The 13,594-nt window shown below is 65.8% G+C and carries 13 protein-coding genes; 6 read left to right on the top strand and 7 right to left on the bottom strand.

Annotation, left to right across the window (positions count from 1 at the left end; genetic code table 11):
• Positions 1–64 precede the first annotated feature (64 nt).
• The 4 genes from KP010_RS19635 (at position 65) to KP010_RS19620 (ending at position 4,386) form a co-directional block, all read left to right on the top strand.
• Positions 65–745 carry a Crp/Fnr family transcriptional regulator gene (locus tag KP010_RS19635; protein ID WP_142863391.1) on the top strand — a complete coding sequence of 227 codons (681 nt, stop codon included), beginning with the start codon at positions 65–67 and terminating at the stop codon, positions 743–745.
• Positions 746–935: 190 nt separating this feature from the next.
• Positions 936–1,325 carry a hypothetical protein gene (locus KP010_RS19630; protein WP_216281373.1) on the top strand — a complete coding sequence of 130 codons (390 nt, stop codon included), beginning with the start codon at positions 936–938 and terminating at the stop codon, positions 1,323–1,325.
• Positions 1,326–1,468: 143 nt separating this feature from the next.
• Positions 1,469–3,700, top strand: a complete 2,232-nt coding sequence (locus KP010_RS19625; protein ID WP_216281370.1) for a CHASE2 domain-containing protein — start codon at positions 1,469–1,471, stop codon at positions 3,698–3,700.
• Positions 3,697–4,386, top strand: a complete 690-nt coding sequence (locus tag KP010_RS19620; protein WP_216281368.1) for a hypothetical protein — start codon at positions 3,697–3,699, stop codon at positions 4,384–4,386. The genes KP010_RS19625 and KP010_RS19620 overlap by 4 nt, the downstream gene beginning before the upstream one ends.
• A gap of 68 nt (positions 4,387–4,454) precedes the next feature.
• Here KP010_RS19620 and ftsH read toward each other — a convergent pair whose 3' ends face one another.
• The 5 genes from ftsH to KP010_RS19595 form a co-directional block, all read right to left on the bottom strand.
• Positions 4,455–6,383: an ATP-dependent zinc metalloprotease FtsH gene (ftsH, locus tag KP010_RS19615; protein WP_216281366.1), complete on the bottom strand. Its 1,929-nt coding sequence runs from the start codon at positions 6,381–6,383 to the stop codon at positions 4,455–4,457.
• 219 nt (positions 6,384–6,602) lie between these two features.
• Positions 6,603–6,893, bottom strand: a complete 291-nt coding sequence (locus tag KP010_RS19610; RefSeq protein ID WP_108918273.1) for a hypothetical protein — start codon at positions 6,891–6,893, stop codon at positions 6,603–6,605.
• On the bottom strand, positions 6,890–7,381 hold the full coding sequence (locus KP010_RS19605) for a glutathione peroxidase (protein ID WP_216281364.1): 492 nt from the start codon (positions 7,379–7,381) through the stop codon (positions 6,890–6,892). The genes KP010_RS19610 and KP010_RS19605 overlap by 4 nt, the downstream gene beginning before the upstream one ends.
• Before the next feature lie 178 nt (positions 7,382–7,559).
• Positions 7,560–8,042 carry a glutathione peroxidase gene (locus KP010_RS19600; protein ID WP_108918271.1) on the bottom strand — a complete coding sequence of 161 codons (483 nt, stop codon included), beginning with the start codon at positions 8,040–8,042 and terminating at the stop codon, positions 7,560–7,562.
• 126 nt (positions 8,043–8,168) lie between these two features.
• Entirely contained in the window at positions 8,169–9,653 is a 1,485-nt protein-coding gene (locus KP010_RS19595; protein ID WP_142864749.1) for a sigma-54 dependent transcriptional regulator, read from the bottom strand.
• 285 nt (positions 9,654–9,938) lie between these two features.
• Between KP010_RS19595 and KP010_RS19590 the strand changes: the two genes are divergently transcribed.
• Positions 9,939–11,789, top strand: a complete 1,851-nt coding sequence (locus tag KP010_RS19590; protein ID WP_142864748.1) for a M3 family oligoendopeptidase — start codon at positions 9,939–9,941, stop codon at positions 11,787–11,789.
• A gap of 73 nt (positions 11,790–11,862) precedes the next feature.
• Positions 11,863–12,162, top strand: a complete 300-nt coding sequence (locus KP010_RS19585) for a DUF1640 domain-containing protein (protein WP_142864747.1) — start codon at positions 11,863–11,865, stop codon at positions 12,160–12,162.
• Positions 12,163–12,175: 13 nt separating this feature from the next.
• Here the strand turns inward: KP010_RS19585 and KP010_RS19580 are convergent, their stop codons facing one another.
• Positions 12,176–12,544: a VOC family protein gene (locus KP010_RS19580; RefSeq protein ID WP_142864746.1), complete on the bottom strand. Its 369-nt coding sequence runs from the start codon at positions 12,542–12,544 to the stop codon at positions 12,176–12,178.
• 50 nt (positions 12,545–12,594) lie between these two features.
• Positions 12,595–13,521: an ROK family protein gene (locus KP010_RS19575; protein WP_142864745.1), complete on the bottom strand. Its 927-nt coding sequence runs from the start codon at positions 13,519–13,521 to the stop codon at positions 12,595–12,597.
• Positions 13,522–13,594 lie beyond the last annotated feature (73 nt).

Here is a 13,594-nt window from a genome sequence, read left to right as displayed (position 1 = left end):
CGCGGCGAAATACTCGTCAAACTGCGCTCATGGCTCTGGGCGGGGCGATACCGTGTCGAATTCTTTGTTGCGAATTGCATATTTCGAGGGGCTCGACTCCGCTGAGGCGGAGCGGATCGCCCGCAAATGCATTTGGCGGCGCGTCGACGAGCATGAGCTCGTCGTCGATTACGACGATCGCTCGACGGACGTCTATTTCATCGTCTCCGGCGATCTGCGCGTGCTCATCCGCACGCCGGCGGGCAAGGAGGTCATTCTCTGCGACCTCCATCCCGGCCAGATTTTCGGCGAGATGGCGGCGATCGACGGCGCGGAGCGCTCGGCCAATGTCTCGGCTCTGACAAAATCCGAGCTGTGCATCATGCCGTCGAGCGTGTTCAAAACCGTGCTGTTCAGCCAGCCGGCGGTCTGCGAGAAGGTCCTGCGCCTGCTGACGAAGCGCATTCGCGATCTCAATTCCCGTCTGTTCGAGCGCTCCGTGCTCGATCTGCGCCACCGGCTCTACGCCGAGCTGCTGCGCCTCGCGCTGCCGCGCAAGGGGCATGAGGGCCAGTCGATCATCTCGCCGCCGCCGCTGCAGCATGATCTCGCCGCCCGCATCGGCTGCCGGCGCGAGCAGGTCAATCGCGAAGTGCAGGCGATGATCCACGAGGGCCTCGCCGAGAAAATCCGCGGCGGACTGGTGCTGCTGCGGCCCGCGACGCTGGAGCAGCGTCTGACCGCCTGCCTGGAGCAGGCCGGCTGAAAAAGATTTATGAATCGCGCCGGGACCGCGCCGGCCGTCTGTGCGCCGACGCACAAACAGCCGCGTGGGGGCCTGCTAAATCTTTTTGCTTCGAGGCGCTTCCGACGCCGAGCCGTCCCCTTCGGCCGGTAGCGCTCTCGAGTGGCGACGCCGCTCGCGATGAGCGGCCAACCGGCTGGACGAGCCCGTAATGCCTTTCGCGCTCATTTCGATTCCCCGTTGCGCCGAGCTCTGCGGCCTGGAGCCGCACGAGGCGATCGCCGGCGCCGTCGCCTCGCCCTCGCACCAATCGCTCTACGAAAGCTATCTGATGCTGTGCGATCGTGGCGCGGATTTCGTGCGCGAGCTCGTCATCGCCGACCTGCGCCGGGCGCTGGACCTCGACGCGCGGCGCCTCGCCGCCGAGCTGCTGCTGGTTCTGCGCCGCTTTCTCTCGGCGCCGCGCGGCGCGCCGCGCTCCCGGCCGCCGCCGCTGGACGGGAGCGCGCTCGAGGCCGCTCTCGGCCTCGTCGAGCGCCTCGCGGCCTATCGCACGCCCGACCGGCTCGGCGGCGGCGCTGGAATTTCGGAGACGGCGTGACAAAGGCCGCTCCGGTCGACACGATCGACCGCTCGGTCTAGCGTTTCCGGGCGAAGTGGACATCGGTTCGGCATTGGAAACGCGTCGAATCGAGAGCGCTCGCGGCGCAAGTCGCGCCCTGGGCCGGCGCATGAGAGGCGTGATTGAAGCGCACACGGCGACGCAGACCGGCCTATTATCTCGCGACCGCGACTGCGGCTCTCGCCGTGCTCGCGATCGGCCGGCTGCAGCCGCCGGCGCTGGACGATCTGCGCAATTTCGTCTTCGACACGTTTCAGCGTCTCGCCCCGCAGCCCTATGATCCGGGCCTTCCGGTGCGGGTCGTCGCCGTGGACGAGGAGAGCCTCGCCGCCTTCGGCCAATGGCCCTGGCCGCGCACGCGCCTCGCCGAGCTCGTCGACAAGCTGGCAGAGGCGGGCGCCGCGGCGATCGCCTTCGATATCATCTTCTCCGAAGAGGATCAGACCAGCCTCGATCATTTCATTCGGCGATTGCCCGACGGGCCCGCCAAGGCGGAGATCGCCGCGGTCGCGGCCAACGCCATTCCCAATGATCGGCTGTTCGCCCGCTCGATCGCGGCGGCGCCGGCGGCGCTCGGCCTCACTCTCTCCAACGCCGGCCCGAAAAGCGCGCCGGCGCAAAAGGCGGGCGTCGCCATAGCGGGCGACGACCCGACGTCTTTCCTGAGCCGCTTTCCCGCCGCCGTCACGCCGATCGCCGAGCTGGCGGAGGCGGCGCGCGGCCTCGGCGCGACCAATTGGGCGCCCGATCGCGATGGCGTCGTGCGCCGCGTTCCGCTGCTCGGCGTCGGCCCAGGCGGCCTCACGCCCTCACTGGCGCTGGAGGCGCTGCGCCTCGCCCAGGGCGCCTCGACGCTGGTCATTCGCTCCTCCAACGCCAGCGGCGAGACCGCCTTCGGACGCCAGACCGGCGTCAATGCGGTGAAGGTCGGCGCCTTCGAGATCGCCGTCGGCGCCGCGGCCGACATTCGTCCGCGCTATGGCGCCGAAGCGCCCGAGCGCGTGCTCTCGGCGGCGGCAGTTCTCCAGGGCCGCGCGCCGCGGGACGAAATAGAGGGGCGCATCCTCTTCATCGGCGCCACGGCGATCGGTTTGGGCGATATTCGCGCCACGCCGTTGCAGCCGACGCTTCCGGGCGTCGAGATTCATTCGCAGATCGTCGAATCTCTGCTCTCCGGCGCTCTGCTTTCGCGGCCGGATTGGGCGGCCGGCCTCGAGCTCGTCGCCGCCGGCGCCGCTTTCGTCCTCGTCGCTTCGCTGCTGCTGCTGGTCGCGCCGCTGTTTTCGGCGCTCGCCGCGATCGGCCTGATCGCGGCCCTGTTCACCGCGTCCTTTTGGGCCTTCGATCGCGCCGGCCTGCTCGTCGACGCCGCCTTTCCGAGCCTTTCGGCCGCGCTCGCCTATGGCGTCGGCGCGGTGGCGCTGTGGCGCAACGATCAAGCCGCGCGGCGTCATGTGCATATGGCCTTCGGAAAATTCATCGCGCCCGCCGTCGTCGAGGGCCTCGTCGAGCATCCAGAGCGGCTGGTGCTCGGCGGCGAGACGCGCGAGCTGACGGTTCTGTTCTCCGATCTGCGCGATTTCTCCACCATTTCGGAAGGGCTCACCGCGCAGGAGCTCACGCATTTCATGAACGCCTATCTGACGCCGATGACCGACGCCATTCTCGATCGCGAGGGCACGGTCGACAAATATATCGGCGACGCCGTCATGGCGTTCTGGAATGCGCCGCTCGACGTCGCCGACCATCCGCGCAAGGCCGTCCGCGCCGCGCTCGACATGCGCGCCGCCATGGCGCGCTTCAACGCCGAGCGCGCCGCCGAGGCCGCACGCGCGGGGCGCGACTATCGCGAGGCGGCGATGGGCGTAGGCCTCAATCTCGGGCCCTGCAGCGTCGGCAATATGGGCTCGACGCGACGCTTCGACTATTCGATCCTCGGCGATGTCGTGAATCTCACCTCGCGGCTCGAAGGGCTATGTAAATGGTTCCGCGTCGATATTCTGGTTTCCGGCGATTTGCGCGACGCCGCCGCCGGCTTCGCCTGGCTCGAACTCGGCGCGGCGCAGGTGGTCGGGCGATCGGCGCCGACGCGCATCTATGCGCTGGCGGGAGACGAGGCCTTTGCGGCGAGCGAGGCGTTCGCCGCCTGGCGTGACGAGCATAGGACGATGATGCGCTATCACGCCGAATGGGATTTTACCCGCGCCCGCGCCGCGGCGGCGCGCATGATGGTCATCGTCGAGCCGCATTGGACTGGCTGCTATTTGGCGTTGGAACAGAGATTCGCGGCTTTCGAGGCGGCCCCGCCCGCAAAGTCCGATGGCGGACCCATTTGGAAGATGGATAGCAAATGACGGGCGTGACGGAAGAAAGCGCGGAAGCGCGCAGGCTGCGCTATTGGGGACGGATCGAGCCGGCGTATGAGCCGGACGCTTTCGCGGCGCTCGATTCGGCCTATCGGCAGCCGCATCGCTCCTACCACAGTTGGGCGCATATCGACGAGCTGCTGGCGGGTCTCGAGCGATTCGGCGCGCTGGCGACGCGGCCGGATTTGATCGCCGCGGCGATCTTCTGGCACGACGCCGTCCATCTCGCGCGCGATCCTGACGGCAAGACGCGGCTCGACCGGCAGAATGTGCGCGACAGCGTCGCCGCCTTCCGTCGCCACACGACGCTCGAAGGGAGCGAGGCGCAGGCCGTCGAAGACCTCGTCATGGCGACATCCGATCATGTCGGCGCGCGCGCGACGACCGAGCATTATCCCGGCTTCGCCGCCGATCTCGATCTCTTCGTCGATCTCGATTTGAGCCCGCTCGCGGCGCCTTGGGAAATTTTCGCCGCCAATACGCAGAAAATCCGCTCGGAATCGGTAGGCGTGGAGGAAGCCGAATTCGCCGCCAATCAAGTGAAGATGCTGGAGGGGCTCGCCCATGGCGATGCGCCGGTCTTTCGCCGCGCCGAGACGCGCGCGGCCTGGGACGCCACGGCGCGCGTCAATCTCGCGCGCTGCATAGCGGGGCTGCGCGCCGCCGGACGCTGAGCGTCGCGGCGATCGACCTCCCCCCATAAAAAAACCCCGCCGAAGACCGACGGGGTTTTTGTTTCCAGTCAGACCGGATTGGGTTCGAGCCCGCCGGCGTCCGGCTCCGGCGAAGGACGCGCCGCGCCGGCCGTCGGCACGGGCGAGGGGCGCGCCGGCGGGGCCGCGGGCGGCACATCCTCGCGCACCGGGCGCTTGCCCTGCAGCAGGCCGATCATCTCGTCGCCGGTCAGCGTCTCGAACTCCAGAAGGCCATTGGCCAGCACGTCGAGATCGCCGCGCTTCTCGGTCAGAATGCGCCGCGCGTCCTCATAGCCTTCCTGCACCAGGCGCCGCACTTCCGCGTCGATCGTCTGCTGCGTCGCCTCCGAGAGGGTCTGCGTGCGGCCGATCGAATAGCCGAGGAACTGCTCCTGCTGCGGATCGGCATAGGCCACCGTGCCGAGCTTGTCCGAGAAACCGAGCTGCGTCACCATCGCGCGGGCGATGCGCGTGCATTGCTGAATGTCGCTCGCCGCGCCCGAGGTCACCTTGTCGCGGCCGAACACCAGCTCTTCCGCCACGCGTCCGCCCATCGCCAGCGCCAGCATGGCCTTCAATTGCTCGAAGCTCTGCGAGATCTGGTCGCGCTCCGGCAGGCCCTGCACCATGCCCAGCGCGCGGCCGCGCGGGATGATCGTCGCCTTGTGGATCGGGATGGAGCCCGGCATGTTGAGCTGCACCAGCGCATGTCCGCCCTCGTGGAAAGCGGTGAGGCGCTTCTCCTCCTCCGTCATCACCAGAGTGCGGCGCTCGGCGCCCATCATGATCTTGTCGCGCGAGTCCTCGAACTCTTGGCGCGTGACGATGCGCTTGCTGCGACGGGCCGCCAGCAGCGCCGCTTCATTGACGAGGTTCATCAGATCGGCGCCCGAGAAGCCGGGCGTGCCGCGCGCGACGACCTTCAGATCCACATCCGGCGCCAGCGGCACTTTGCGGGCGTGAACCTTGAGGATCTTCTCGCGGCCGATGAAGTCGGGGTTCGGCACATTGATCTGGCGATCGAAGCGGCCGGGACGCATCAGCGCGGGATCGAGCACGTCGGGACGGTTGGTGGCGGCGATGAGGATGATGCCCTCATTGGCTTCGAAACCGTCCATCTCGACGAGCAACTGGTTCAGCGTCTGCTCGCGCTCGTCATTGCCGCCGCCGAGCCCGGCGCCGCGGTGACGACCCACAGCGTCGATCTCGTCGACGAAGATGATGCAGGGCGCGTTTTTCTTGGCCTGCTCGAACATGTCGCGCACGCGGCTCGCGCCGACGCCGACGAACATTTCGACGAAGTCGGAGCCCGAGATGGTGAAGAAGGGGACGTTGGCCTCGCCGGCGATGGCGCGGGCGAGAAGCGTCTTGCCGGTGCCGGGCGGGCCGACGAGCAGCACGCCGCGCGGAATGCGGCCGCCGAGACGCTGGAACTTCTGCGGATCGCGCAGGAATTCGACGATCTCCTGGAGGTCTTCCTTGGCCTCGTCGACGCCGGCGACATCCTCGAAAGTGACGCGGCCTTGCGTTTCCGTCAGCAGCTTGGCCTTGGACTTGCCGAAGCCGAGCGCGCGGCCGCCGGCGCCGCCCTGCATCTGGCGGGCGAGGAATATCCACACGCCGAGAAAGGCGATGAGGGGCAACGCATTCAGGAACAGCGTCATCCACCAGCCGCCGCCCTCGCTCGAGGGACGCGCGCTGATGGCCACATTTTTGGCGGTCAGGCGCTGCACCAGCGTCGGATCATTGGGCGCATAGGTGATGAAGGAGCGGTTATCGGCGAAATGCCCACTGATCTCATTGCCGGCGATGGTCACGTCATGGACGCGGCCGAGCTCGATCTGCGCCAGCAATTCGCTGAAGTTGATGTCGCGTCCGGCCGAGCGCTGGTTGCGCTGATCGAACAGCATGGCCAGAGCGACGGCGAGCAGCGCGACGATCGCGAATATCATGAAGGGCTTGTAATTCAGTTTCATCGACGACCTCCGACGGACCGTCAGCCGCCGCGGGACGTCTTGCCCGCGTCGACGGCGCGTGTCGCTTTTATGACCTTACGCCAGCATCCGCCGGTCGCCAAATTAAATGCAGTCATGAGCCATGCGCCGCGCTCATGCGCAAAGACCATAAGCTTGGCCGTGCGGCTGCGCGGCGAGAGAGCCCGCGGCCTCGCCCGAGACAAAAAGTCGCAAGCCCGCTCACCCCAGATATTTCGGCAATTCACGCTCGAATTCTGGAAAATAGAGCGAAATCACGCTCACGTCGAATTGCGGAAGGATCTGCTCCTTCGGCTCGCGGTCGAGCAGGAAGCGAAAGGCGGCGGTGAGACATTGCTCTGCGGTGGAAACGCCGCCGCCCAAGCGCTCGGCCAGCTCGCGCGACATGGTCACGCGATGGCGCGATTTACTGCGCGCATCGCGCAGCACGACGTCGAAGGAAAGGAATTTGGGCGCGCCGTCGCGGCGCGCAATGTCGATCGCGATTGTCACGGAGCCTCCGCAAGATGTTTTTCTATATCCGCCGCGATCGCCTGCGGCTCGACGGTCGGCGCATAGCGCTTCACGACGCGGCCCTGTCGATCGACGAGAAATTTGGTGAAATTCCATTTGATCGCCTGCGTGCCCAAAAGGCCCGGCGCCAGCGATTTCAGAAAACGATAGAGCGGATGGGCGTTCCCGCCATTCACCTCGATCTTGGCGAAGAGCGGAAAGGTGACGTCATAGCGCATCGAGCAGAAGGCCCCGATGGCGGCTTCGTCGCCGGGCTCCTGATGGCCGAATTGATCGCAGGGAAAGCCGAGCACAGCGAAGCCGCGGTCGCGATAGGTCCGCCACAGCGCCTCGAGACCCTCATATTGCGGGGTGAAGCCGCATTTGCTGGCCACATTGACGATGAGCAGAACCTTCCCCGCCCAATCGGAAAGGCTCACGCTCTCGCCATCGAGGCGGCGCGCTTCGAATTCATAGACGCGATTCATGGTCGAGGCGACCTCTCGACGATGTCGCCTCGATCGGGGCGCGCGAGCTTCTCCGCGATCCGGCCGCCTCGGCGGCGGATCGGCGGAGCTGCTCGACCAATATGGCGCAGAGTCGCGATTTCGTCACGGCGCCCGCCGGCCTCGCCCACCGCCCGGGGCTAGGACGGACGCTTTTTCCTCACGCCTCGGCGAGCAGGGCCTGAATGTCGGGCTCCATCTGGCGCGGCGTGTTGGTCGCCTGGAAGCGCTTCACCACATTGCCCTTCCGGTCGATGAGGAATTTGGTGAAGTTCCACTTCACGTCTTCCGCCGGACCCGGGTCCTTCTCCTTCAGCAGCTTGTAGAGCGGATGCTGATTGTCGCCATTCACCTCGATCTTGCTGAACAGCGGGAAGGTCACGATGAAGCGGGTGGAGCAGAAGGTCTTGATCTCCTCGTCGGTTCCCGGCTCCTGATTGCTGAACTGATTGCAGGGGAAACCGAGAATGACGAAACCCTTGTCGCGGTTCTCGTTCCAGATCGCCTCGAGGCCGTTGTATTGCAGCGTGAAGCCGCATCTGCTCGCCACATTGACGATCAGGATCACCTTGCCGGCGTAGTCGCCGATCTTGACGGTTTCGCCGTCGATCGTGCGCGCTTCGATATCATAGAGCTCGGACATGACTGAGAAGGTCTCCGTTCCTCGCGCGGCGCCCGAGAGCGCCGGCGCGTTCTGGCCCGCAGAATGGCCGCGCGCGCTTTTTTGGGCAAGCCGGCGAACGCCTAAATTGGCGGCGCCTTCGCCTCTTCAGGCGGCGTCGACATTCTCGTCCATCTCCTCGCCGAGCCCGTACTCCTTCATTTTGCGGTAGAGCGTCGAGCGACCTATGCCCAGACGACGCGCAATCTCCGACATTTGCCCGCGATAATGGACGAGGGCGAATTTGATGACCTCGGCCTCGAGCTCCTCTAGACGGCGCATGTCGCCATGCGGTCCGAGCAGCGCCATCACATTGGGATCGCGAATCTCGACGCGCACGATCTCCCGCTCCGGCGCGGCTCCGGGCGCTGCCGGCGCCGGAACCGGCGGCACACGGGCGGAGAAACCCTCCACATGGGCGGCGATCTGCGGGAACTCATTGACCGTCAGCTCGTCGCCATCGGCCAGCACCACGGCGCGGAAGACCGCGTTCTCGAGCTGTCGGACATTGCCCGGCCAATCATAGCTCGCCAGCAGCGTCGTCGCCTCATGCGATATGCCGCGCAGGCGCTTGTTCTCCTCCGCAGCGAAGCGGATGGCGAAGCGGCGCGCCAGATCGCCGATATCGTCGCGGCGCGCGCGCAGTGGCGGAATCGTGATGGGGAAGACGTTGAGGCGGTAGAACAGATCCTCGCGGAACTGGCCGCGCTTCACCTGCTCGATCAGATTTTGATTCGTCGCCGAAATGAGGCGAATGTCGACGCGCACCGGGCGCTTGGCGCCGACGGGGTCGATCTCCCCCTCCTGCAAGGCGCGCAGCAGCTTCACCTGCGTCTCGAGCGGCAATTCGCCGATCTCGTCCAGGAAGAGCGTGCCGCCATTGGCCTCGAGGAATTTGCCCGAATGCTTCTCGGTCGCGCCGGTGAAAGCGCCCTTCTCATGGCCGAAGAGGATGGATTCGACGAGATTGGCCGGCAGCGCCCCGCAATTGACGGTGACGAAGGGCTTGCCGCGGCGATCCGAGCCGCCCTGAATGGCGCGCGCGACGATCTCCTTGCCGACGCCCGACTCGCCCTCGATCAGCACCGGAATATTGGAATGGGCGGCGCGCTCGCCGAGGCGAATGACGCGCGCCATCTCCTCGCTGCGCGAGACCAGATCGCGGAAAGTCAGCGCGCCGTCCCTGCGGCGATTGACGCGGCGCAGCTCCCCGGCGAGGGCGTCTGCCGACAGCGCATTTTTGATGGAGACCTGCAAGCGCTCGGCGCCGACCGGCTTCACGACGAAATCCTGCGCGCCGGCGCGCATCGCCGAGATCACCGTCTCTATGGAGCCGTTGGCGGTCTGCACGATGACGGGCACGTCGATCTTGAGGTCGCGCAGGCGCGTCAGCACGCCCATGCCGTCGAGATCGGGCATGACGAGATCGAGAATCAGCAGATCGACCGGCGTCGCGCCATTCTGCGTCAGCCGCGCCAGCGCCTGCTCGCCGCCCTCGACAGTCTCCACCTCATAACCGAAGCGCCGCGCCGAAGCCTCGAGCAAACGGCGCTGAACCGGATCGTCGTCGGCGATCAGAATCGTAGAAGTCATTGATCCTCTTGAAATTTCTTAGGCCTGCGCGGCGTGGGCTCGGGCGGATCGCGCGGATCCGCGGCGTGCAATAGAGGACGTGGACGACGCCACCTTCCGGCCATGCTCGGAGATCAGGGTAAAGGCGTCGTTAACGTGAGCCTCGCCGTCGGGAGGAATCCGAAGGCCGGGGACGAGAAAAACTCCTGTGCGGCCAGCGTCTCGGCGGCCTGCGACTTGCATTTTTTCCGTCCCGTGCCCGATATTCGGCGAAGCGCCCTTCATCCTCAACTCCCGGTTCGAACCATGCCGCATCTTCACGCCCGCGTCCAAGCCCCTCTTCACGACGCCGTCTCCGAGGCCGAGGCCGGCGGTCCCGGCCCCGCGCTCCCCGAATGGAATCTCGCCGATCTCTATGCCGCGCCCGATTCGCCGGCGCTGGCCGCCGACATTGCGGCGGCGGAGAAGGAGGCCTCGGCCTTCGCAGCCGAGCTTCGCGGCCGCCTGAGCGAGATGGCGAGCGGCGCGGCGGCGAGCGAGACGCTCGGCGAGGCCGTGCGGCGCTATGAGGCGCTACAGGACCTGTTGGGCCGAATCATGTCCTATGCGGGATTGGTCTACGCCGGCGACACCACCGATCCGGCGCGCGGCAAATTCTATGGCGACATTCAGGACAAGATCACCGAAATCTCCACGCAATTGCTGTTCTTCCAGCTCGAGCTGAACCGTATCGACGACGCTGTTCTCGACACCGCCGCGGCGACGGCGCCGCTCGCGCATTGGAAACCCTGGCTCGAAGATATTCGGATGGAGAAGCCCTATGAGCTCTCCGACGAGCTGGAGCGTCTCTTCCACGAGAAATCCGCCACCGGCCGCGCCGCCTGGAACCGACTTTTCGACGAGACCATCGCCGCGCTGCGCTTTTCGATCGGCGGCAAGGAGCTGACGATCGAGCCTGCGCTCAATCTCATGCAGGATACGCGCGAGGAAGTGCGGCGCGAAGCCGCGCTCGCCGTCGGCGCGACGCTGAAAGCCAATCTGCGCACCTTCGCGCTCGTCACCAACACGCTCGCCAAGGACAAGGAGATCGGCGATCGTTGGCGCGGCTTCAAAGACGTCGCCGACTCGCGCCATCTCTCCAACAGAGTCGAGCCGGAGGTGGTGGACGCGCTGGTCACGAGCGTCACAGCCGCGCATCCGCGGCTCTCGCATCGCTACTACAAGCTCAAGGCCAAATGGTTCGGCAAGGAGGCGCTGGATTATTGGGATCGCAACGCGCCGCTGCCCTCCGTGCCTTCGCATAATTACAGCTGGGACGAGGCGCGCGACATCGTTCTCACCGCCTATAGCGGCTTCGCGCCGCAAATGGCGGAGATCGCCTCGCGCTTCTTCGACAAGAGTTGGATCGACGCGCCGGTGCGGCCGGGCAAGGCGCCGGGCGCCTTCGCGCATCCGACCGTGCCCTCCGTGCATCCTTATGTACTGGTCAATTTCCAAGGCAAGACGCGCGATGTGATGACGCTGGCCCATGAGCTCGGCCATGGCGTGCATCAGGTGCTGGCGTCGCGACAAGGCGCTCTGATGGCGCCGACGCCGCTGACGCTGGCCGAGACGGCCTCCGTCTTCGGCGAGATGCTGACCTTCCGCTCGCTATTGGCGCAAACGACCGACATCGAGAAGAAGCGCGCGCTGCTCGCCGCCAAAGTGGAGGACATGCTCAACACTGTCGTACGGCAGATCGCCTTCTATTCCTTCGAGCGCAAGGTCCACACCGAGCGCAAGAATGGCGAGCTGACCGCCGACAAGCTCTGCGATCTGTGGATGAGCGTGCAGAGCGACAGTCTCGGCCCGGCCATTCGGCTCGGCGAAGGCTACGAATCCTTCTGGGCCTATATTCCGCATTTCGTGCATTCGCCCTTCTATGTCTACGCCTACGCCTTCGGCGATTGTCTCGTGAACTCGCTCTATGGCGTCTATCAAAAGGCGGAGACGGGTTTCGCCGAGCGCTATTTCGGCCTGCTCGAGGCGGGCGGCGCCAAGCCCTATAATGAGCTGCTCGCCCCCTTCGGCCTCGATGCGCGCGATCCCGCCTTTTGGGGAATAGGGCTCGAGATGATCGAGGGGCTCATCGCAGAGCTGGAGGCGATGGAGGGGTAGCGCGCCTGCGGGAGCTCTACTGCTGGCTGATCGGCGCCTTTTCTTCCGACGCGCTTCGATCTATCTTAGGCTCATGAGCGCCGCTATCACATTCGATACGCTGAAATTCGTCGAGAAACTCGAGTCCGGCGGCTTTTCGCACGCTCAAGCGAAAGCCGCGGCGGAGGCTTTCGCCGAGGCGACGAGCCAGGAGTTCACCACCAAAGCCGATTTGGCGGCTCTTCAGATGGAGCTGCGGGCCTCGGAGCAGAAGCTCGAAACAAAAATCGCGACCACGGCCGCCGATTTGAAGGTCGATATTCTCCGCTGGCTGATCGTGACCCAACTCGCCCTCGGCGGCTTCCTGTTCGCCGCGATGAAATTCACGCGCTGAAGGGCGAGCCCCCTCACTCCACATTCTGCCCGATCCGCCACAGCACTCCCGAAGGATCGACCAATGTGAAATCGCGCATGCGCCAAGGCTGGCGCTGCACCTCCGAGACCGCGACGCCATAGCGCGCGGCGATCCCGCTCTCGTCGACCTTCGCCTTCCAGGCCTCGACATCCTCGACGAGCAGATGCATCATTAGATTTTCGGCGAATTCCTTCACGTAGAAATTCTGCAGCAGGAAGCTCACATTCTCGTGATAGAAATAGGCGACGCCGTCGCCGTCCGAGGCGAGCGTGAAGCCCAAATCCCGATAGAAGCGCTTGGAAAGCTCGTAATCCTTCGCCGGGACGAAGGCCTTCAATTCGATCGTTCGCAAATTCGACATGAACGGCTCCCTAGAAACGGAACGCCGCCCATCCTATCAGAAAAAGCGCGTCAGCTCCCGCACTCCGGCCCGCCCCACAGCCAAGCCGCGCCGCGCACGCCGCCCGAGTCGCCATGCACATTGCGCAATATGCGCGTGTCGATGGCGTCCGAGAACGCCTGCTTCTCGACCAGATCGCGCAGGCCCTCGTAAATAAAATCGATATTGGACACGCCGCCGCCGAGCACGATGACATCCGGATCGAGCAGATTGACGATGCCGGCCAGCGCGCGCGACAGGCGGTCGCGATAGACCTCCAGCGCATGGCGCGCCGCCGCCTCGCCCGCCGCGGCGCGGGCGGCGATCTCTTCGCCGCTCGCCTCGGCGCCGACGCGCTGGCCATAGTCGAAGGCGAGCGCCGGGCCGGCGAGAAAGGTCTCCACACAACCGTGATGGCCGCAATAGCAGAGGCGTCCGGGAAATTCATCCGGCGTCATCCAGGGCAGAGGCGTATGGCCCCATTCGCCCGCCACTTTGTTGACGCCCTGCAGAACCTTGCCGTCCACGACGATGCCGCCGCCGACGCCCGTTCCCAATATCACGCCGAAAACGCTGCGCGCGCCCGCCCCGGCGCCGTCCACCGCCTCGGACAGGGCGAAGCAATTGGCGTCGTTCTCGAGCCGCACGGGACGCCCCAGCAGAGCCTCGAGATCCTTGTCCAGCGGCTTGCCGTTGAGCCCTGTGGTATTGGAGTTCTTCACGAGGCCGGTGCGCGGCGAGATCACGCCCGGCGTGCCGACGCCGACGCTGCCGCGCCCGCCGATCTCGCGCTCGAGCTCGAGCACGAGGCCGCCGATGGTCGCCAGAACGGCGGCGTAATCATGGGCGGGCGTCGGCGCGCGCCGACGCGCCAGCGTCTCGCCCATGGGACCCATGGCGATCGCCTCTGTCTTGGTGCCGCCGAGATCGACGCCGATGCGGAAGGGTTCTCTCATCATCGCCCTTCGTTCATCTATGGCGGCGGCGCGATCGGGCAGCCCCCGCCCCTAGAGGTTTCGACGCGTTTCCCAA

This window comes from Methylosinus sp. KRF6 (assembly GCF_018887255.1).
Taxonomy (GTDB): Bacteria; Pseudomonadota; Alphaproteobacteria; order Rhizobiales; family Beijerinckiaceae; genus Methylosinus; species Methylosinus sporium.
Note: the sequence above shows the minus strand (reverse complement) of the source record. Positions and strands in the feature narration are given on the sequence as shown.

Coding starts and splice junctions, on each gene's coding strand:
- KP010_RS19605 (WP_216281364.1), bottom strand. CDS start 7,381: ATGAATCGCGTCTATGAATTCGAAGCGCGCCGCCTCGATGGCGAGAGC.
- KP010_RS19590 (WP_142864748.1), top strand. CDS start 9,939: ATGCCGCATCTTCACGCCCGCGTCCAAGCCCCTCTTCACGACGCCGTC.
- KP010_RS19630 (WP_216281373.1), top strand. CDS start 936: ATGCCTTTCGCGCTCATTTCGATTCCCCGTTGCGCCGAGCTCTGCGGC.
- KP010_RS19620 (WP_216281368.1), top strand. CDS start 3,697: ATGACGGGCGTGACGGAAGAAAGCGCGGAAGCGCGCAGGCTGCGCTAT.
- KP010_RS19595 (WP_142864749.1), bottom strand. CDS start 9,653: ATGACTTCTACGATTCTGATCGCCGACGACGATCCGGTTCAGCGCCGT.
- KP010_RS19600 (WP_108918271.1), bottom strand. CDS start 8,042: ATGTCCGAGCTCTATGATATCGAAGCGCGCACGATCGACGGCGAAACC.
- KP010_RS19575 (WP_142864745.1), bottom strand. CDS start 13,521: ATGATGAGAGAACCCTTCCGCATCGGCGTCGATCTCGGCGGCACCAAG.
- KP010_RS19585 (WP_142864747.1), top strand. CDS start 11,863: ATGAGCGCCGCTATCACATTCGATACGCTGAAATTCGTCGAGAAACTC.
- ftsH (WP_216281366.1), bottom strand. CDS start 6,383: ATGAAACTGAATTACAAGCCCTTCATGATATTCGCGATCGTCGCGCTG.
- KP010_RS19580 (WP_142864746.1), bottom strand. CDS start 12,544: ATGTCGAATTTGCGAACGATCGAATTGAAGGCCTTCGTCCCGGCGAAG.